Below are 19007 nucleotides of genomic sequence, written 5' to 3' on the forward strand. Positions count from 1 at the left end.
GGTTCTCGGGGTATCCTGCACAGCGCTTTTCCGAATCCGCGATTTCGAGGAGACAGGATCGCATATGGGCGGACCCGAGCTTCCCGGTCAGTTGCAGGCGACCTTCGTGCCCGACCCCGAGGTGCCCGGGAAAGGGAGAATGGCCTTCTGGGGAACGCCGGATCCGGCGGTCCACGCGGCGGCCCTCGGACTGCGCGTGCCGGACCGCGGGCCGGGCGCCGGACCCGGCGCCGCGCTCCCCGTGGTGCTGCCCGCCGGTGACCTGCTGGTCGGTGCCGAGGTGCCCGCCCTGCTGGTACCGGTGGGTGAGGCGCTGGCCGCCCTGGTGGGCCTGCATCCCGCGGACCCGTCGTCCGGCGGCCGGCGGCCGGGTGCTTCCGTGTACGCCTGGGCCGTCGCGGCGAGGCTGGCGCTGGAACACGTCGTCGCGGGACACCTGACCCCGGTGCTGGCCGCCGGGACGGGCGGCCGGACGCACGCGCACTGGCGCGCCGACTGCGGCGGTGACCCGCGGCTGGCCGCCCTCGCCGAGGCGCTGCCGACCGCCGCGCACGCCCTGCGGGTCCCCGCGCCCGGCACGAGGGCACCGGACGGGGCCGACGAGGTGCGGGTTCGCGCCCCGCACAGCCTGCTCGCCGCCTTCTGCGACGCCGTCGCCGATGTCTGCGCCCGTGCCGCCGCCGGTGCCGCCGCCGGTGCCGCCGCCGGTGCCGGCGACGCGCGGGGGCGGGTGGCGGCCGTGCGCACCGGCACCTGGGCGGAGGCCTGGCTGGGGGCCCTCACCGCAGGGGCCGACGCGGCCGCCGTGGAGGCGCCCGACACCCCCGCGGCCGGCCGGCTGGAGGAGTGGGCCGCCGCCGCGGCCGGGGAGCGGATCGCCGTACGGCTCTGCCTTCGGCTCGGGCTGCCCGCCGGGGCGGACGAGAGATGGCCGCTGACGTTCCACCTCCAGACGGTGGGCGAGCCGGCGCCCCTGGTGCCCGCGCGACGCGTGTGGACGACGCGGACCGACACGCTGGCCCTCGGCGCCGGCGTCCTGGACCGGCCGCAGGAAACCCTCACCGAGGGACTGGCCCTGGCGGCGCGGACCTTCCGGCCGCTCACGCAGGCCCTGTCCCGGAGCCGTCCCGACGGGGTCATGCTGACTCCGTACGAGGCCGCCGAACTGCTCGGCGACGGCGGAACCGCGCTGCGCACGGCGGGGATCGGCGTGCTCGTCCCGGAGGGACTGGACGCGCCGGACAACGTCCTCGGCCCGCGGCTGCGCGTGGGTTCCCGCCGCGGTGGCTTCCCGGAACGGCCGCACGCGCCGGCCCGGCCCGGCCGTACGGTCACGTTTCGGTGGGAGGCCGTCGTCGGGGACGAGGTGGTGCCCCCCGACGAGGTCGTCGCCCTGGCCGAGCGCGGCGAACCCCTCGCCTGGTGGCGGGACCGGTGGGTGCGGGTGGACTGCGAACGGGTCGACCGGCTCGCCGCCCTGGCCGGCGGCGGCGGACGGCTGGCCATGGCGGAGGCGCTGTCCGTCGTCCTGTGCGGCCGCCACCACACCGAGGAGTTCGGCGACGTGCCGGCGCTGGCCGACGGCTCCGTCACCGAACTCGTCGCCGCCCTCCGGGAGGCGGGCCGGGACGAACCCGAGCTGGCCGGGGTCCGCGCGGAGCTGCGCGACTACCAACGGCGCGGCGTGGCCTGGCTGCAGAGCCTCACCGGGATCGGGTTCGGCGCGCTGCTCGCCGACGACATGGGCCTCGGCAAGACCCTCCAGGCCATCGCGCTGATCGCGAGCCGTACGGGCGAACTGCCGAATCTCGTGGTCTGTCCCACCTCCGTGATGAGCAACTGGGAACGGGAACTCGCCCGGTTCGCACCGGGGTTGCGCGTGCGTAGGCACCACGGCCCCCGGCGCGCCGGCTCCGCGGGCGAGTTCCGGGCCGGCGACGTGGTCGTCACCAGCTACGCCCTGCTGCGTCTGGACGCCGAACTGCTCACGTCCGTCGACTGGAACCTCGTCGTCCTCGACGAGGCGCAGCAGATCAAGAACCACACCGCGCAGACGGCCCGCGCCGCGTCCCGGCTCACCGCGCGGCAACGCGTCGCCCTGACCGGCACGCCGGTGGAGAACCGGCTCTCCGAACTCTGGTCGATCATGCACTTCGCCAACCCCGGCCTGCTCGGCTCGCACCGCCGTTTCAAGGAGCGCTTCGCCGACCCGATCGAACGCGCGGGGGAGACCGCGACCGCCGAGCGGCTGCGCGCGGTCATCGCCCCGTTCGTGCTGCGCAGGCTCAAGAGCGCGGTGGCGGACGAGCTGCCGCCGAAGCTGGAGTCGACGGTCGCCTGCACGCTGACCGCCGAACAGACCACGCTCTACCGGGCCGCGGTCGCCGCCGCCTTCGACGCGGACGGCGGGCTCGGCAGCGGCTTCGCCCGGCACGGCAACGTGCTGCGCCTGCTCACCGAGCTCAAGCAGATCTGCAACCACCCCGCCCAGTACCTGCGCCGGGGGGCGCAGCCGGGCGAGGAGCGGCTCGGGGGACGTTCGGGGAAGCTCGCACGGGCCACCGAGATGCTCTCCGAGGCGGTGGCCGCGCGGGACCGCGTACTGGTCTTCACCCAGTACCGGGTGATGGGCGAGCTGCTGAGCCGCCATCTGGCCGCGGAGCTCGGGCTGGACCAGGTGCCCTTCCTGCACGGGGGCGTCCCGGTGGACGAGCGGGACCGCATGGTCGACGCGTTCCAGCACGACGAGAGCGCGTCCCCGGTCCTCGTCATCAGCCTCAGGGCGGGCGGCTTCGGCCTGAACCTCACCAGGGCCTCGCACGTCCTGCACTACGACCGCTGGTGGAACCCCGCCGTCGAGGAACAGGCCAGCGACCGTGCCCACCGACTGGGCCAGACCAGAACCGTCCATGTGCACAAGCTCGTGACGGCGGACACCTTCGAGGAGCGCATCGACGCGCTGCTGGAGAGCAAACGCTCACTGGCGGACGCGGTCGTCGGCACCAGCGAGACCTGGCTCTCCGAACTCGATGACGCGGCCCTCCGTGACCTTGTCCAGCTCTCGGACCAAGGAGTGGACCAGTGAGCCCGGCAGCAGCCCGTACCCCGTCCCGGAGTCGCCGGCAGCCCGCGGCGGCCGGAGCCGCCGCGTGGAGCCGGCGGTGGATCCGCGCCCTGGAATCGCTCGGCGCCACCTACCCCAACACCCGCCTGCCCCGCGGCAGGACGCTCGCGCGCGGCGGTGCCGTACAGGGCCTCGCGGTCCGGCCGGGCGAGGTCACGGCCCGTGTGGAGCAGCCCAAGGGGGCCTGGGAGGTGAAACTGGTCCTGCCGGTGTTCTCCGACGACCAGTGGGCGGCCGGCGTCCGCGCCCTGGCCGGGCAGCTCCAGCACGCGGCGAGCCTGCTGGAGGGCCGAATGCCGGAGAACCTCGACGAGACCCTGGGCCGGGCGGAACTCACCGCCTTCCCGCGCCGCGGTGAGCTCTCCTCCCACTGCGACTGCCGGGACAACGGCGATCCCTGCGTCCACGGCGCCGCCGTGCACTACACCTTCGCCGAGGCACTGCAGGACAACCCCTTCCTGCTGCTCGCCCTGCGCGGCCGCAGCCGGGAGGAACTGCTCGCGGAGCTGCGCGCGGCCCGCAGCGGCGGCGTCCCGGGCGGCACCGCGGGCCCGCCCGGTGTGCCGGTGGCCGAACTGCCCGCAGGAGAGGCGTTCTTCGCCGGCGGGGACTTCTTCGCCGTACCGCTGCACCCGCAGCAGCCGGCCGACCCCGCGGGCCGGCTGCGCCGCCGGTGCCCGCCGCCCGGCTGCACACCGGCCCAGGCGGAGGCGCTCGCCACCGTCGTCGAGAACGCCGCCGGATACGCGTACCGGCTGGCGCAGGGGACGTAGCGCGCCGGTCCTTCGAGTGGTCGTCGAGCGACCGGCGACAGGATCGGGGCACGCACCGAAGTTCGTGCCCCGATCCCCGCCTGGAGAGGCCGCATCGATGATCACGTTTGTCAACCGTTTCGAAGTGCACGGCTCCGTCGAGGAGTTCGAGCGGGCCTTCGACGCAACCTCGGCGTTCTTCACCGCCCGGCCCGGCTTCCTCGGGCATCGCATGCTCCGCCACGCCGACCAGCCGGGACGATACGTCAACATCGCCGACTGGGAGAGCCGCGAGCACTTCGAACAGGCCCTTGCACACCCGGAGTTCGGGCCGCACGCCAAGGCCCTGCGCGCGCTCGCCGGCAGTGACCCGAACGTGTACACCCTGGTGCTGGAGCGAACCGCCCCGCAGTGACGCACGTCCGGCGCCGCCGGCCGGGACCGGTCAGTCCACGGCGAAGGGCAGCTGCGTCCGCAACGTCCTGGGCAGGGACTCCGCGTTCAGAACGGCCTGGTGCATGCGCTGGAGCCGGGGGCTCGGCTCGACACCGAGCTCCCGGCGCACGCAGTCGCGCAGCCTGCGGAACTCCTCCATCGCCCGCCAGGTGTTGCCCGAGCAGTAGAAGGCCGTCATCAGCTGGGCGCACAGGTTCTCGTTCAGCGGGTGCCGTGCGGTGAGGACGCGCAGTTCGGCGATGAGCGACGAGTACCGGCCGAGCCGTAGATCTGCCTCGATGCGCTGCTCCAGCACCTGCATGCGGGACTCCTCCATGCTGATGGCCTCGAGTTCCAGCACCACCCCGCGCGGCACGTCTCCCAGCGCCGGTCCGCGCCACAGGTTCAGCGCTCTTGTGAGCAGGTCGGCCGCGGCGCGGGGATCGCCGGCCTCCAGCGCCGCACCGCCCCGCAACGCCAGGCGCTGGAACTCGGCCGAGTCGTGGCTCTCCACGCCGGGTGTCAGCCGGTAGCCGCCGAAGGACGTGGCGAGGACGTCCTTCGGGGTGAGGGCGGACCCGGCGGGCAGGGTCCCGGCGATCTGGCGGCGCAACTGCAGAATGTACGTCTGGAGCGTGGTGGCGGCGCTGCGTGGCACCGCGTCCCCCCAGACCTCCTCCATGAGGGTGCTCACGGCGACGGTGTGGCCTGCCCGCAGCGCGAGCATCGTGAGCACCTGACGCGGTTTGCCTGCGGTGGGGACGATGGACGAGCAGTTGTGGTCGACGGACAGCGGTCCCAGTACCCCTATCTTCACGAGTACTCTCCGATCCGGTTGTGGCATACACCGGAGCGTTCCATCTGAGCACCGCTGAACCCAGAGCATGGGACACCGATGCCGTGGGAATCCCTCAGCACCGGCATGTGAGTTTTTCACCTCCACCACGTCAGGTGCGTGCCCGGACTTCGTGACCGAGGGGCCGCCCGGCCCTAGCCCTTGGACGCCGCCCGTTCCTTCGCGGCCTCCTGGGCGCCGGCCTTCGCGCGCAGGGTCACCGGCTTCCAGAGGACCAGGACCACGAGGCCGACGACGGCGATGGCGGACGTGATCAGGAAGACCGTGCTCATCGAGTCGGCGAACGCCTGCCGCAGCGGGTAGGAGACGGAGCGGGGCAGTGTCTGCAGCGCCGAGGTGTTGTGCACGACGTCCTGCGCCGCCCCGGTGTCCCCGGAGTTCAGGGCCGTGACCAGCTGTCGGGCGGTGTGGTCGGGGGTGTGCCGCGCGGCCAGGGCGACGTCCTGCCGGTAGGCGGTGTCACGGAGCGCGGAGCTCACATGGTGCGTGATGGCCGACGGCGTGAGCGCGAACCAGACGGAGAGCAGGACCGCCACGCCGGCGGTGCCGCCGATCTGCCGGAAGAAGGTGGCCGCCGCTGTGGAGATGCCCAGCTCCCGGGCGGGCAGGATGTTCTGCATCACGAGGGTGATCGGCTGGCTGAAACAGCCGATGCCGAGGCCGAACGCGAAGGTCACCGGCAACAGGGCGGGCAGGCTCTCCGTCCCCGACAGGACGTACAGGAGGAACATGCTGACCACCGTGAGGATCGCGGAGGCGATCGAGTGCACCCGGTAGGTGCCGGTGCGGGAGATGATCTGACCCGACGTGAGGGCGCCCGCGATGGTGCCGGCGATCATCGGCAGCAGCAGGGCACCGGCGCGGGTCGGCCCCGCCCCGAGCACCACCTGGAAGTACTGCGGCACCAGGCTGAACGGGGCGAGGATGAGCACGCCGAGCACGAAGGCGAGCACGGCGCCCTGGGAGAACCGCGTGTTCCTGAAGACCCGCAGCGGCAGCAGCGCGCTCTGGCCCATCCGCTTCTCCACCCACAGGAACAACAGGGCGCCCACGCCGAACACCGCGAAGCAGGCGACCGACCGGACCGAACCCCAGCCCCATTCCTGGCCGAACTGGGCGACGACCAGCATCGGGGTCAGGGCGACGGTGAGAGCCGCACTGCCGATCCAGTCGATGCGGACGCCTTCGCGGCGCGCGTGCCGGATGTTCAGGACCCGGTACACGACGAGCAGCGCCACCAGACCGAGCGGCACGTTGATCAGGAAGGCCCAGCGCCAGCCGGTGATGCCCGCGATGGTGTGCGAGTCGGACAGGACGCCGCCGATGAGCGGGCCGATGACACTGGAGCCGGTGAAGACCGCCAGGAAGTAGCCCTGGTAGCGGGCGCGTTCCCGGGGAGCCACGATCTCGCCGAGGATCGTGAACGCCAGCACGCTCAGTCCGCCGGCCCCGATGCCCTGCACGGCTCGGAAGGCCGCGAGCTCGTACATCGAGGTCGCGCAGGCGCAGGCGGTCGAGCCGAGCATGAAGACGGTGACCGCGAACAGGTAGGACGGTTTGCGCCCGAAGATGTCGGACAGCTTGCCGTACAGCGGTGTGACGATGGTCGAGGTGACCAGATAGGCGGTGGTGACCCAGGCCTGCTGGGAGTAGCCGCCGAAGTCGTCGGCTATGACCCGGATCGAGGTCGCGACGACCGTCTGTTCCATCGCGATCAGGAAGATGCCCATGAGCAGTCCGGACACGATGTACAGGATCTGCCGATGGGTCAGTGCCGCGGGCGCTGCCTCGGGGGTCTGCTCGGGGGGACGGTCAGCCATGATGCGTACTCACTTCCGGTCGGTCACGGTGGGACATACGCGGTCGGCGGCCGACGGCCGATCGCGGCGGAGCCCGGCGGATCCGGCCCAGGACGGGCGCCGGGCTCCGCCGCCCGACGCCGCCGGTGCCGTCAGGCTCCGCCGTTCACCCGTCAGACGCGTTCGTAGAAGCCGTCCAGCCGGCCGCGTGCGAGCACGTCACCCGCGGCGGCCAGTACCGCCCGCGGCTTCGCGGAGTCGGGCACGGTGTCGCTCTTGCCGATGGTCAGCGGCTTGCCCAGGGCGAACAGCTGGAAGACGTAGCGGTGCGGGCCGTGGCCCTTGATCGGGGCGGGGCCCAGGTAGCCGCGGCGCGAGCCCGAGCTGAGCAGCCGCACGCCGTCCGCGGGGGTCTCGGCGTCGAGGCCGCCCTGCGGGACTCCGGTCAGGGCCGCGTCGAGCAGCGCGATGCCGTGGTTGTACGGCAGGGCCGTCGGAGCGTCGGGATCCTCGATGACCAGCAGCAGCTGTGCCGTCTGAGCGGGCGCGGCGTCCCAGGCCAGGGCCGGTGAGAGGTCCTGCCCGCCCAGGCGCTTGCCGGCGTGCAGGGTCGGGATCGTCGCCTCGTGTGCGAAGTCGGGGCTGCTCAGCTGCAGCGTGTTCGCGCCCGCGAGGTTCGGCGCGTGCCAGGCGAGCCCCTCGTCCCCTGCTCGCTTGTTCTTCAGCAACTTGCCCATCACTGCCATGAGTTGACTCCTTGTGGTGCTGTTGTCGGGTCCGTGTGGTCTTCGGGTGCGTCACAGCCGCCGGGTGTCCGCGGCGGAGAGCAGGGGGGCGGCGAAGCGGCAGATCTCCTCGGCTCCGTCGAACTCCTGTGTGGTCGGTTCGTCCCAGTCGTCGCCGACGGGTGCGCCCGGCCAGTTGTGGCCGCCGCCGAACACCGTCCAGGCGACGACCTGGGTGCCACCGACACCGCCCGGGGTGGTGACACGGCTGGAGAGTTCCGTGGTGCGCCTGCTGTCGGCCCCGGACGGGCACCGGTTCGTGGCGCGCCAGTGCTCGGCCGTCTCGTGCAACGACAGCGTCCGGCCCAGCAGCCGGCCCCGGGGCCCGCGACGCCGGGAGTGTCCGGGGCCGATCGGCGTGATCATGTCGGCGGTGCCGTGGATGAGCAGCGCCGAGACGGCGTGTGTCGGCCGGGTGCCGAGCAGGGCGGCGGGGAGTCCGCCGGCGACGGCCGCCAGGACGGCCACCCGGTCGCTCGCCTCCAGCGCCAGCCGGTGGGCCATGAACGCGCCGTTGGAGATGCCCGTCACGACGGCCCGGTCGGCCGGTGTGCCGTACCGCTCGGCGGACCAGTCGATGATCGCGCGGAGGAAGGCGACGTCGTCCACCCCGGCCAGGTCGGCCCCGGTCACACCGCGGCCGTCCGCCCAGCCGCCGCCGAGGCCGTCCGGGTAGGCGACCGCGAACCCCCAGGCATCGGCCTGCTCGTCGAAGGTGGTCCACTCGCGCATGATCTGTCCGGTGACGTTCCACTGGTGACCGTGCAGCACGAGGACGAGCGGCATCGGCCGGCCGGCCGGTACCGCCCGCGGCAGCCGGACCGCGAAGTCGCGGTGCCTCCCGCCGATCCTCAGCGTGCCGGCGACCAGGTCGCCATCGACTGACATGTGCGCTCATACCCCCAGATATCCACAGCAGGACGGCATGGCTGTGGCGACGTTCGGTGGAAACGGGACGGAGCCCGACCGGGCCGTGGTCGGCGTGCGGGTCCGGCGGGTCGCGGCGGATGCGGTGCCGCCCGGGGCGCCGCGGGGACGGGACTCGTTTCTTATACACCGGGGTCCTGGCGGCTCGCACAGGAAGATTACGGTCAGATCGCCTTAAACGGCGCGGAGTTGTGGCAGTCGGTGCCGCCACGGACCGGGGCCCGGCGGTCGCGGCCCTTCAGAGCCTGCTCGATACATCCTCGAGCATCCCCATAGGCCGCGTCACGAGGATCGGGCTCACTGGATGTTGTCCTTCGCCGGGACGAGAGGGTGCCCTGTGACCGGTACGAGACTTCCGCTGGCCGATGTCAGAGTCATCGACGTGTCCACTCTGCTTGCCGGGCCGTTCGCCGCGAGACTGCTGGCCGACTACGGGGCCGAGGTGATCAAGGTCGAGCACCCGTCGGGAGACCCGCTGCGTGGCTTCGGCCGGTCCAGGGACGGGGTCCCGCTGTGGTGGAAGGTCTTCAACCGCAACAAGAAGAGCGTGGTCCTCGACCTGGCCGACAGCGACGACGCGGCACGGTTCCTGGAACTGGCGGCCGGCGCCGACGCCGTCATCGAGAACTTCCGCCCGGGCACGCTGGAACGCTGGGGACTGGGTCCGGAGGTGCTGGCCGAGGCCAACCCGAGGCTGGTCCTCACCCGGGTCACGGCGTTCGGCCAGGACGGGCCGTACCGGCGCAGACCGGGATTCGGCACCCTCGCGGAGGCGATGAGCGGCTACGCGGCCATGTCCGGCGAACCGGACGGACCGCCCCTGCTGCCGCCCTTTCCGCTCGGGGACGCCGTCGCCGGACTGCACGCCGCCTGTGCGACCCTGATCGCGCTGCGTGCCGCCGACCGGTTCGGGCACGGGCAGACCGCCGACGTCGCGATCACCGAGACACTGATCGGCTCGCTGGGCGCCCAGCTCACCGAGTACGACCAACTCGGCGTCAAACCGGCCCGGTTGGGCAACCGCTCCCACAACAACGCCCCGCGCGGCGTGTACCGGTGCGCGGACGGCCGGTGGGTGGCGGTGTCGGCGCCGGCCCTGTCGGTGGCCGAACGCGTCATGCGGCTGGTGGGGCGGCCCGAGCTGTGCGACGAGCCCTGGTTCGCCCAGGGTGCCGGCCGCGCACGGCACCGGGAGATCATCGACGAGGCGGTCGGGGGCTGGATCTCGGCGCACGACCGCGCCATCGTGCTGGCCGAGTTCGAGCGGGCCGAGGCGGCGGTGGCGCCCGTCTACGAGGTCGACGACATCGCCGAGGACCCGCAGTTCCGCGCACGGTCACTGCTGACCCGGGTACCCGACGCCGACCTGGGCACGGTGACCATGCCGACGGTGCCCTTCCGGCTGTCGCGGACACCCGGCAGCGTCCGGTGGGCCGGCCCGCGGCTCGGCGAACACACCGAGGAACTGCTTCCCCGCTCGCGGAAGGAGGAGGCGGACGCATGAGCGATGTCAGGGCGGAACACCCCGTCTACCGGAGTTGTCTCTACGTGCCGGGCCACCACCCGGACCGGATAGCACGGGCCTACGAGTCCGAGGCGGACGCCGTCATCATCGATCTGGAGGACGCCGTCCCGTTCTCGCACAAGCCGTCGGCCCGGGAGACGGCCGCCGCGATCACCTCGCGACCCACCCCGAAGCCGACCTTCGTCCGCCTGAACTCGACGCGCTCGACGCTGTGCGAGCAGGACGTGGTGGCCGTGGCCGGTATCGGTCTGGCCGGGGTGCGGATGGCGAAGACCGAGTGGCCCGAGGAGATCCGGCAGGTCGCGGACCTGCTGCGGCAGGCGGGCAGCCCGGCCGTCGTCCATGTGCTCATCGAGACCGCGTGCGGGCTGGAGAACGCCTACCGCCTCGCCACCGCCTCGCCCTCGGTGGGCATGCTGGGACTGGGCGAGTCCGATCTGCGCGCCGATCTGTACGCCGACATGGACGGCGCCACCATGGACGCCGCCCGGAGCCGGGTGATCATCGCCTCCCGGGCCGCGGGCCTGCCCAACCCGCTGCAGAGCGTGTTCCCCGATCCGCGCAACCCCGAGGGACTGCTCGCCACGAGCAGGCACGGCAAGCGGCTCGGCTTCATCGGCCGGATGGCCGTCCACCCGGCACAGGTGCCGGTCATCCACCGGGTGTACACCCCGCAACCGCACGAGATCGAGGAGGCGATGGAGATCTGCGCGGCAGCCGCGCTGGCCAGGGAACAGAACCGGTCGATCGTGATCAACGGCAAGGGAAAGATGGTGGGGCCGCCCGCGGTCGCCAACGCACAGCAGACCCTTCGGCTGGCCAACGCCCTGGACTTGGTGGGAAACGCGACGTGACACGCATGTCGGATGTGACAGGCACGACGAACACGACGAACACGGCGGACGCGGCGGACGGTCCGGGGCCGGCCGGCGACCTGCTGCTGGCGGCGGTGACGGCGGGCGTCGAGGCGATCGACCTGGCGCAGCCGCTCGCCAACGGAATGCCCTGTTCACCGAACCATCCCGGCTTTCGCATGATCCTCTCGCGCCGCCACGGGGACATGGTCCGCGAGGACGGCGGATCCGCGGCCAACGAGGTGATCGTGACCGGCGGTCACGTCGGCACCCATATCGACGCGCTCGCCCATGTCTCCCAGGACGGCCTGCTGCACGGGGGCGTGGCCGGCGCACAGGCCCAGACCGGCGGCGCGTTCACGGTCCACGGAGTCGACGCCATCCGGCCGCGGCTGTGCCACGGCGTACTCCTGGACGTCGCGAAGCTGCACGGGGTGGAGCGTCTTCCGGGCGGCTACGGGATCACGGCCGAAGACCTGGCCGCGGCCGCCGACCGGGCGGCGGTGCGTCCTCGGGCGGGCGGGGTCTGCCTGGTCCACACCGGTTGGAGCACACTCTGGCCGGATCCCGGACGCTATCTCGGCCTCGACTCGGGCGTGCCCGGGGTCACCCCGGACGGTGCGGGCTGGCTGGTCCGGCACGAGATCGTGGCGGCCGGCGCGGACACGTCCGCGTTCGAGCAGGTGCATCCGGGCCGCGGCCACGCCACGCTGCCGGTCCACCGGATCCTGCTCGTCGAACACGGTACGCACATCATCGAGCACCTCCGGCTCGGCGAGCTCGCCGCCCGCGGTGTCGCGGAGTTCGCCTTCGTCCTGGCCCCGCTGAACATCGTCGGGGCGACCGGCTCCCCGCTGCGTCCGCTCGCCCTCGTGAGCGGTGCGCGATGAGCGGCGCCGACCGGGGACTGATCGAGGACGTGGCCGCCTTCGCGGGGCACACGGCACGGCACGGCCTGCCGGCGAAGCGGCGGCAGGCGACGGCGCGCGCCGTGCTCGACACCGTGGGTGTCATGGTCCTGGGCTCGGCGCAGCCCGTCCTGCACACCGTGCTCGCCGTGACCGCCCAGTGGGGAGCGCTGCCCGAGGCCACCGTGATCGGGAGCCCGGAACGCCTGCCCGGCGCCTCGGCCTCCTTCGTGAACGGCACCCTCGCGCACTGCATGGACTACGACGACACCCACCTGCCGTCGGTGCTGCACCCCAGCGCCTCGGTGGTGCCGGCCGCGCTGGCCGTCGCCGAGGCCGTCGGTGCCGGTGGCCCGCGCCTGCTCGACGCCGTCGCGGTGGGCACCGAGGTGTGCATCCGGCTGGGCATGGCCGGGTACGACGAGGAGCGCCGCAATTCGGTCTTCTTCGACCGCGGCCAGCACGCGACCAGCATCTGCGGTGCCGTGGGATCGGCCGTGGCGGCCGCGATGGTGCTGTCCGGCGAGGCCGCCGCGATCGCCGCCGCCGGGAGCATCGCGGCCAGCATGTCCAGCGGGCTGATCGAGGCCAACCGGACCGGCGGCACGGTCAAGCGGATCCAGACCGGATGGGCGGCGCACTGCGGGGTGACGGCGGCCCAGCTGGCGGTCGCCGGACTCACCGGGCCGCCGACCGTGCTCGAAGGCCGCTTCGGGTTCTTCCGGGCCTTCTGCGGGGAACGCGCCTGGCCGGAGCGGGTCACCGCAGGGCTCGGCGACCGCTGGCACACCGACCGGTTGCACGTGAAGCCCTACCCCTCCAACCACTTCACGCACACCGTCATCGACGCCGCGATCGAGCTGCGCCGCCGCGGGGTGCGCCCCGCCGACGTGCTCGCCGTCGAACTGGGCGTAGCGGAACCGGTGTTGCGGACCATCGCCGAACCGGCCGCCGACAAGGCCGCCCCCAGGACCGGGTACGCGGCGGCGTTCTCCGGCCCCTACGCCTTCGCCGCCGCCCTGGCCGGCGGCGGCGGACTCGGCGTCCACACGGAGGACTTCGGCGACGCCGCGGTCCGCCGGGCCCACGTACTCGAACTGGCCGGCAGAGTACGCTGCCACGCCGACCCCGAATGCACGAGAATCTTCCCCGACCAGCTGCCGTCCCGGGTGACCGCCCACCTCACCGGCGGCCGGACGGAGCAGGTGTCCTGCCTCACCAACAGGGGCGGCCCGGCCCGGCCGCTGACCGACGCCGAGCTGGACCTGAAGTTCTCCCTCAACACCGGGACCTGTTACGACCCCGCCGACGTGGCCGCGATCAGCCGGGAGATCCGCCGGCTGGCCACCGCCCCGGACGTTCGACCGACCATGAAACTGCTCAGAACGCACCACTGTGGAGGTATGTCGTGACCGGCCTCAGTACGGACCCGAAATGGGCGGTTCTGGACCCAGCCGTCCACCCGACCGACCCCGACGCCTACCTCAGGGCCGCCCTCGACTGGCACTTCGGCGCCGAGACCGGTTCGCCCTTCTGGCTGCGCCGGGCCGAGAAGCTCGACTTCGACCCGCTGCGGGACGTGCACGGCTACGAGGACCTGGCTCTGTTCCCCAACGTCGTCGACGAGCTGCGGCAGGTCGCCGTGGAGGACCTGATCCCGCGCGGCTACGGGCCCAACCCCCCGATGCCGAGGGTGTTCGAGACCGGCGGTACCACCGGGGCACCCAAGCGCGTCATCCTGATGCCGGACTGGATCGAGGCCGCGCTGGACCGGATGCTCGCCGGCCCGGTGTTCGCCGGGCGGGAGGCGGCCAACATCCTGGTGGCCGCGCCGACCGGACCGCACAAGATCGGCTCCCAGTACGACTGGGTCGTCGCGCGGCAGAACACGGTCAAGTTCGCCATCGACATCGACCCGCGATGGGTCAAGAAGCTGATCGGTCAGGGCAAGGACGACGAGGTCAAGGCGTACGTCGAGCATGTGCTGGACCAGATCGAGCATGTACTGGAGAGCCAGCACGTCGGCATGCTCGTGACCACACCGCCGCTGCTGCGCGCGTGCGCGGGGCGGCCACGGCTCGTCGAGCTGATCAACTCCAAGATCGAGGTGGTGTTCTGGGGCGGCGCCCACATGACCGTGGACGAGCGGTTCCAGCTCGCCCACGAGCACTTTCCGAACGTCCGCATGATCAGCAGGTACAACAGCGCGCTGATCCTGGAGGGCGCACGGGAGCGCGAGGGGCTCGGCGCCGACAGCGACATCACCTACGACCCGCGCAGTCCCGTGGTGACCTTCCGGGTGGTCGATCCCGGGACCCGGCAGCCCGTCCGGTACGGCGAGCGCGGACAGGTGGTGATGAACCACATCAGCAAGGGCATGTTCCTGCCCAACAACCTGGAGCGGGACAGCGCCGTCCGGGTCGAGGGCCGACCGGGTCAGATCGGTGACTCGGTGGCCGGCCCGAAGCCCGTCGACCGGTTCGGTGGCGAGCGGGTGATCGAGGGCATCTACTGATCCGCGGCTCCGTCGGGGAGCGGGCCCGCGCGCCCCGCCCCGACGGAGCTCCGGTCACGGCCCGATCCGGTGCGGCACGGGCGCCGCGGGTGACCAGGGCGTCCAGCCCGGCTGCCCGTCCCTCGCCAGTCCCATCAGCGCGGCCTGTTGCTGGGCGCCCACCGCGCGGTCGACGTCGGTGCCCTCCGAGCCCTGCGGGTCGATGAACAGGGTGGGCTGGTCGACCCCGTGCACCGCCTTCCCGGCGAACAGCGGGTTCTGGGCGATCGGCGAGACGGTGGGGCTGTAGTCGTACATCTGCCACCAGCCGCGGCCGCCGGCCTTGTGCGCCGCGGTGAGCAGGCGCTCCGCCGGTTCGTAGTAGAGCTTCTCGGTGAGGAACTCCACCTTCTTGTCGTGGTCCGAGCCGACGTCCGGACCGGAGCGCTCCGCGTACATCTTGTCGACCGTGTCCGGCGAGAAGATGTCATAGGCCCGGGCCTCGTCCGCGGTGACCGAGAGCAGCAGCGGCACATCGGCCATGAGCCCGTCGGCGACGGACTCCAGCGGTGGCCGTGGCACGACCGTGCCGTCGACGAACGGCTCGTAGTGCACGCGTCCGTCGCTTCGCAGGAGCTTGCGGTGGATGTGCCGGACACCCACGTTGGGTACCGCGGCGAGCGCCGACGGGGTGGTCGCCAGCGAGCCCGCCGCGGTCATGAACCGTTCCGCCCGGCGTGCCGCCTCGTCCCCGGACACCAGGGACTCGGCGTTTCCGCTGTAGAGAGCCGCCTTGTGGAACAGGCCCCGGGCCGACGGCGCGCCCAGGAGCGTGCCCACGTCGGAGCCTCCCGAGGACACCCCGAAGACGCACACGTTGCCCGGGTCACCGCCGAACGCGGCGACGTTGTCCCGAATCCAGCGCAGCAACCGGATCTGGTCGAGAACGGGCAGGTTGGCACTGTCGGAGAAATCCGGGTCGAGGTCGCCGAGATACAGCCAACCCCAGGGTCCGAGCCGGTAGTTCGCGGTGACGATGACCGCGTCGTGCCGGGCGGCGTAGACCCAGGCGTCCATCGAGGGGGAGCTGCCGCTGCCGTACACGTGGGCGCCCGGATGCAGCCAGACCAGGACCGGCCGGGCCCCTCCGTCGGCGGCCGGCGACCAGATGTTCAGGTTGAGGCAGTCCTCCTGCTCGACCGAGTCCTCGTACACGACCTGCCACGACATGCCGGAGTAGATGGGCACCTGCCAGCTGATCGGCCCCCACCGGGTGGCATCCGCGCGGGGGCCGGGGCCGACCGGTGCCGCCGGACGGAACCGCCGCTCGATCCGTCCGTACGGCACGCCGCGCCAGTTCGGCACCTCGCGGTCCAGAAATCCGTGTACCGGTCCCGATGTCGTATCAACTACCAGGTCGTTCATGGCCGGTGCTCCTCAGGATCGTCAGTGCTGGCCGGGTACGGTTGCCCGGAATGCTCACAGGGCGCCCTCGACTCCCGCTCAAGAGTTCGTCGACCGCTTCGCGACCACTGTTCCGCTCCTGTAGGCGCAGCTGGCGGACCGGCGGTCAGTTCACGCCATCCTTCGCGACCGGCGCGTCCGGCCGCCGTTGATCTGTAAACGGAACCCTCTTAAGCTCAATCGTCTGCGAGACACCAACGGGCTACGGGGGCTGGACGGGTGTACAAGCGACTGTGCGAGACGACCGGGTGGTTGTACTTATTTCTCGGAATGACCACCGTCCAATGCGGGATCGGGCTCATCGGCCTGTTCGTCATGCTGGACGTCGAGTCGAGACCCGACGTCACCGCCTGGCTCGCGTTCCTGCCCGGCATCGTGGCCCTGCAGATGCTGCACAGCTCCACCGTCGGCCCGCGCCTGGGACTCCGCTGGGGCCTGTGCACGGTCGGTCTGCAGGAAGTGCTCATCTATCTGCCGTCGTTCGCCTTCGGTGTGCAGTGGCCGGGTATGCCCGGGTTCGCCGCGGCCTGTGCCCTGGTCGTGCTGCGAGGCTGGCCGGGTAACGTTGTCTTCGCCGCCAACGTGGCGGGCGCCTGGGCCCTGGGCCGGGACAGCGGCCTGTCGTTCGGCGAGACCGCGTGCGTCACCGCCGTGACCGTGGTCATCGGGCTCGGGGTCTCGGCTCTGATCCAGATGGCCTGGCGGCTGGGCCGGATCAGCCGCATGGAGTCCGGGATCGTACGCGGAGCGGCGCAGGACGAGCGCGAACGCATCGCACGTGACCTGCACGACCTGCTGGCCTCCCGCCTCACCATCGTCGCCCTCAGGGGAGAGATGGTCGACCGCTACGTCGGCGAGCAGGACGACCGCGCGCGCTCCGAACTGCGGCACATGATGGGACTGACGCGTGAAGTGCTGCGCGATGTGCGGTCGATGGCGTACGAATGCTGGGACCTGAGTCCGGGCGAGGAACTCGAGAACGTCCGCCGCGTCCTGAGCGGTGTCGGCGTCGAGGTGTCCGTGGCGGGCGAGGAGGACGTCGCCGACGGCGAGGCGGGGCTCCTGTTCGCGGTGACGCTCCGCGAGGCCATGGTCAACCTGCTGCGGCACAGCACGGCGACCCGCTGTCACATCACCTTCCGCGGCGGTGAGAAGGCGGAACTCCGCGTCCGCAACGACGGTGCCGAGAAACCCACTCGTCAGGCCGGCCCGGCCAGTGGTCTCGGTCTGGGCAACCTGGCCGCCCGAGCCGCCGCCGTGGGCGGTTCGTGCACGGCCTCGATCTCCCGCGACGGCTGGTACACGCTCACGGTGACGTGTCCGGCAGGTGCGCGGCCGAAGCGGACGAGCTCACCAGCCACCCCGCTTCTCGCGCAATCCGCACCGCGTCCACTCGACCCCGTGCCCCGAGCTTCATGACGCACCGGCTCAGGTAGTTGCGGACCGTTCCGGGCGACAGCCTGGTCGCCTCCGCGACGCCCGCGATGTCCAGTCCCTCCGAGGCCCGCACGAGCACCTCAGTCTCCCGCGGAGTGAGCGGGTTGCTCCGGGCCTGCCACGCGGCGAGCATCAACTCCGGTGCGATGACGCGCTGCGCTGCCGCCACCTTGCGGATCGCGGTGGCCAGGGCGCTGGGCGACGCGTCCTTCAGCAGATAACCGGCGACCCCCTGGTCCAGGGCCTGGCGCACGGTGCCCGGCCGGTCGAGGCTGGTGAGGAGCAGGACGCGGCACTGCGGAAGGGCCTCCTGCAGCCGGGCGGTCACTTCGAGCCCGTTCATGTCGGGCAGGTTGACGTCCAGCACGGCCACGTCCGGCCGGTGTTCACGCGCGAGCGGTGTCACCGCCCGGCCCTCGCCGGTGTCCGCGACGACCCGGATGTCCTCCTCGGCGCCCAGGAGGGAGATGAGCGCTCCCCGTATTAAGTGTTCGTCGTCGGCGATCAGAACTCGTATCACGATTCTCCCTCTTGCCGGGCCAGTCCCAGGTCCCCGAAGGCCGGTCGGTACTGATCCACGGCGGAGCCACGATAGTACGGCCGGGAAATGCCGGTTGATCTCGGTCCTCACCCGGGAGCGTCCGGCGCGTGCGCTCAAGGATGCCCACGAGGAGTTCGTCCAGCGTGGCACCGGCCAGTGGGTCGGACCAGAACGACGGGTATGCCGCATCGGCCATCTCGTCACCGCTCCTGCCAGGCGCCGGGTCCGTCCCGGCGGCTGCCGGAACTCTGAGCCCGGGAACTGGAGGGCCGCTGGACCAGTGCTCGCCGCCCGCTCGCACACTCGACCGGTTCTGTAGGGCCCGAGGCTACCTTCGGCGCCTTCGACGGTGACGAGAGGGGATTGAGCCATGGCGGGCCGAATATCCGGCGGGGCGTTCCGTGCGCTGGTTCTCGCCGCTCCCGGGCTGGCGGCGATGGCGGGCATGACGGTACCGGCGGGCGCGGCGGAGGCGCCCGCGGCCGTCCGCTCCACGCCTGTCGGAGTGTGGCAGGGAACGGTCCGGCACGGTGCGGGGACGGACGGCCTGAGCCTGTCGTTCCACGCCGACGGTTCGGTGTGCCTCGCCGTGACCGACGCCCCCGACGGCGGCAGGGCCGAGGGCCGGGGGAGCTGGCGGCGCCTGGGGCCGGACATGTTCTCGTACCTGGTGACGGAGCGGCTGTTCGACGCGTCCGGTGTGCTCACGGGCTCGGTGGACATCGCTCAGCAGGCGGTACAGGACGCCGGGACGTTCGACAGCTCGGGGATCTCGAAGATCTACGACGCGCAGGGCGGCTACGTGGGCTCCACGGCGGCCGAGGTCTCGGCCCGGCGTGGCGGTGCCCGGCCGGACTGCGGCTGAGCGGCTCCGGCCGGTCTCGTCTCCGTCTGCTCTGCCTTCGCACCGATCAGCCCTTCGCACCGATCAGCCAACAGCCGTTGCAACCTGAGGGAGCGTTGTGTCCCGTCGCCTGTTCACCTCGGAGTCCGTGACCGAGGGTCACCCCGACAAGATCGCTGACCAGATCAGCGACACCGTTCTCGACGCGCTGCTGCGCGAGGACCGCACCTCCCGGGTCGCCGTCGAGACGTTGATCACCACC

Annotated in this window: 17 protein-coding genes; 11 read left to right on the forward strand and 6 right to left on the reverse strand. The window is 72.0% G+C overall.

Going from position 1 to position 19007, the window contains the following annotated elements; translation table 11 throughout:
• Positions 1–64: 64 nt before the first annotated feature.
• The 3 genes from IEZ11_RS36270 to IEZ11_RS36280 all read left to right on the forward strand — a co-directional run bounded on the left by IEZ11_RS36270 (position 65) and on the right by IEZ11_RS36280 (position 4291).
• On the forward strand, positions 65–3085 hold the full coding sequence (locus IEZ11_RS36270; RefSeq protein ID WP_189267226.1) for a DEAD/DEAH box helicase: 3021 nt from the start codon (positions 65–67) through the stop codon (positions 3083–3085).
• Positions 3082–3897 (forward strand): SWIM zinc finger family protein, encoded by an 816-nt coding sequence (locus IEZ11_RS36275; RefSeq protein ID WP_189267227.1) that lies wholly within the window; start codon positions 3082–3084, stop codon positions 3895–3897. Before IEZ11_RS36270 ends, IEZ11_RS36275 begins: the two co-directional genes overlap by 4 nt.
• 97 nt (positions 3898–3994) lie before the next feature.
• On the forward strand, positions 3995–4291 hold the full coding sequence (locus IEZ11_RS36280) for an antibiotic biosynthesis monooxygenase family protein (protein WP_189267228.1): 297 nt from the start codon (positions 3995–3997) through the stop codon (positions 4289–4291).
• Between the two features lie 30 nt (positions 4292–4321).
• On the opposite strand, the gene IEZ11_RS36285 is transcribed toward IEZ11_RS36280, so the two are convergent.
• The 4 genes from IEZ11_RS36285 to IEZ11_RS36300 all read right to left on the reverse strand — a co-directional run bounded on the left by IEZ11_RS36285 (position 4322) and on the right by IEZ11_RS36300 (position 8639).
• A complete protein-coding gene (locus IEZ11_RS36285; RefSeq protein ID WP_189267229.1) occupies positions 4322–5128 on the reverse strand; it encodes an AfsR/SARP family transcriptional regulator in 807 nt (268 codons plus the stop codon).
• A gap of 173 nt (positions 5129–5301) precedes the next feature.
• A complete protein-coding gene (locus tag IEZ11_RS36290) occupies positions 5302–6987 on the reverse strand; it encodes an MDR family MFS transporter (protein WP_189267230.1) in 1686 nt (561 codons plus the stop codon).
• Positions 6988–7139: 152 nt separating this feature from the next.
• On the reverse strand, positions 7140–7712 hold the full coding sequence (locus tag IEZ11_RS36295; protein WP_189267231.1) for a YbhB/YbcL family Raf kinase inhibitor-like protein: 573 nt from the start codon (positions 7710–7712) through the stop codon (positions 7140–7142).
• Positions 7713–7763: 51 nt separating this feature from the next.
• Positions 7764–8639, reverse strand: a complete 876-nt coding sequence (locus tag IEZ11_RS36300; protein ID WP_189267232.1) for a CE1 family esterase — start codon at positions 8637–8639, stop codon at positions 7764–7766.
• A gap of 343 nt (positions 8640–8982) precedes the next feature.
• Between IEZ11_RS36300 and IEZ11_RS36305 the strand changes: the two genes are divergently transcribed.
• From IEZ11_RS36305 to IEZ11_RS36325, 5 genes are read left to right on the forward strand one after another with little or no spacing between them, the layout of a single operon-like run.
• Positions 8983–10182: a CaiB/BaiF CoA transferase family protein gene (locus tag IEZ11_RS36305; protein WP_189267233.1), complete on the forward strand. Its 1200-nt coding sequence runs from the start codon at positions 8983–8985 to the stop codon at positions 10180–10182.
• Positions 10179–11057 (forward strand): HpcH/HpaI aldolase/citrate lyase family protein, encoded by an 879-nt coding sequence (locus IEZ11_RS36310; protein WP_189267234.1) that lies wholly within the window; start codon positions 10179–10181, stop codon positions 11055–11057. Before IEZ11_RS36305 ends, IEZ11_RS36310 begins: the two co-directional genes overlap by 4 nt.
• A 5-nt stretch (positions 11058–11062) precedes the next feature.
• The gene (locus IEZ11_RS36315) at positions 11063–11947 is read left to right on the forward strand and encodes a cyclase family protein (RefSeq protein WP_189267235.1); all 885 of its coding nucleotides are present in this window, start codon (positions 11063–11065) and stop codon (positions 11945–11947) included.
• The gene (locus IEZ11_RS36320) at positions 11944–13377 is read left to right on the forward strand and encodes an MmgE/PrpD family protein (RefSeq protein WP_189267236.1); all 1434 of its coding nucleotides are present in this window, start codon (positions 11944–11946) and stop codon (positions 13375–13377) included. Before IEZ11_RS36315 ends, IEZ11_RS36320 begins: the two co-directional genes overlap by 4 nt.
• Complete coding sequence (locus IEZ11_RS36325) at positions 13374–14480, forward strand: phenazine antibiotic biosynthesis protein (RefSeq protein WP_229713567.1); 1107 nt, start codon at positions 13374–13376, stop codon at positions 14478–14480. Before IEZ11_RS36320 ends, IEZ11_RS36325 begins: the two co-directional genes overlap by 4 nt.
• A gap of 54 nt (positions 14481–14534) precedes the next feature.
• Here the strand turns inward: IEZ11_RS36325 and IEZ11_RS36330 are convergent, their stop codons facing one another.
• Entirely contained in the window at positions 14535–15884 is a 1350-nt protein-coding gene (locus IEZ11_RS36330; protein ID WP_189267237.1) for a carboxylesterase family protein, read from the reverse strand.
• Positions 15885–16193: 309 nt separating this feature from the next.
• On the opposite strand from IEZ11_RS36330, the gene IEZ11_RS36335 reads away from it, so the two are divergent.
• On the forward strand, positions 16194–17342 hold the full coding sequence (locus IEZ11_RS36335) for a sensor histidine kinase (RefSeq protein ID WP_189267238.1): 1149 nt from the start codon (positions 16194–16196) through the stop codon (positions 17340–17342).
• Here IEZ11_RS36335 and IEZ11_RS36340 read toward each other — a convergent pair.
• Complete coding sequence (locus IEZ11_RS36340; protein WP_189267239.1) at positions 17230–17880, reverse strand: response regulator transcription factor; 651 nt, start codon at positions 17878–17880, stop codon at positions 17230–17232. The two genes, IEZ11_RS36335 and IEZ11_RS36340, sit on opposite strands and share 113 nt — an antisense overlap.
• Before the next feature lie 391 nt (positions 17881–18271).
• Between IEZ11_RS36340 and IEZ11_RS36345 the strand changes: the two genes are divergently transcribed.
• Together IEZ11_RS36345 and IEZ11_RS36350 are read left to right on the forward strand one after the other, a co-directional pair.
• Positions 18272–18766 carry a hypothetical protein gene (locus tag IEZ11_RS36345; RefSeq protein ID WP_189267240.1) on the forward strand — a complete coding sequence of 165 codons (495 nt, stop codon included), beginning with the start codon at positions 18272–18274 and terminating at the stop codon, positions 18764–18766.
• A 97-nt stretch (positions 18767–18863) separates the two neighbouring features.
• Positions 18864–19007 (forward strand): S-adenosylmethionine synthetase N-terminal domain-containing protein (locus IEZ11_RS36350; protein WP_308426565.1); only part of this gene is annotated, 144 nt, incomplete at its 3' end.

Source organism: Streptomyces fuscichromogenes (genome assembly GCF_014645815.1).
In the GTDB taxonomy this organism is placed as follows: Bacteria; Actinomycetota; Actinomycetes; order Streptomycetales; family Streptomycetaceae; genus Streptomyces; species Streptomyces fuscichromogenes.

What these genes read in the sequence shown, in the direction of transcription:
- IEZ11_RS36300 (WP_189267232.1), bottom strand. Translation starts at nt 8,639, where the DNA reads ATGTCAGTCGATGGCGACCTGGTCGCCGGCACGCTGAGGATCGGCGGG.
- IEZ11_RS36290 (WP_189267230.1), bottom strand. Translation starts at nt 6,987, where the DNA reads ATGGCTGACCGTCCCCCCGAGCAGACCCCCGAGGCAGCGCCCGCGGCA.
- IEZ11_RS36280 (WP_189267228.1), top strand. Translation starts at nt 3,995, where the DNA reads ATGATCACGTTTGTCAACCGTTTCGAAGTGCACGGCTCCGTCGAGGAG.
- IEZ11_RS36305 (WP_189267233.1), top strand. Translation starts at nt 8,983, where the DNA reads ATGTTGTCCTTCGCCGGGACGAGAGGGTGCCCTGTGACCGGTACGAGA.
- IEZ11_RS36295 (WP_189267231.1), bottom strand. Translation starts at nt 7,712, where the DNA reads ATGGCAGTGATGGGCAAGTTGCTGAAGAACAAGCGAGCAGGGGACGAG.
- IEZ11_RS36345 (WP_189267240.1), top strand. Translation starts at nt 18,272, where the DNA reads ATGGCGGGCCGAATATCCGGCGGGGCGTTCCGTGCGCTGGTTCTCGCC.
- IEZ11_RS36315 (WP_189267235.1), top strand. Translation starts at nt 11,063, where the DNA reads ATGTCGGATGTGACAGGCACGACGAACACGACGAACACGGCGGACGCG.
- IEZ11_RS36330 (WP_189267237.1), bottom strand. Translation starts at nt 15,884, where the DNA reads ATGAACGACCTGGTAGTTGATACGACATCGGGACCGGTACACGGATTT.
- IEZ11_RS36335 (WP_189267238.1), top strand. Translation starts at nt 16,194, where the DNA reads ATGACCACCGTCCAATGCGGGATCGGGCTCATCGGCCTGTTCGTCATG.
- IEZ11_RS36310 (WP_189267234.1), top strand. Translation starts at nt 10,179, where the DNA reads ATGAGCGATGTCAGGGCGGAACACCCCGTCTACCGGAGTTGTCTCTAC.
- IEZ11_RS36270 (WP_189267226.1), top strand. Translation starts at nt 65, where the DNA reads ATGGGCGGACCCGAGCTTCCCGGTCAGTTGCAGGCGACCTTCGTGCCC.
- IEZ11_RS36320 (WP_189267236.1), top strand. Translation starts at nt 11,944, where the DNA reads ATGAGCGGCGCCGACCGGGGACTGATCGAGGACGTGGCCGCCTTCGCG.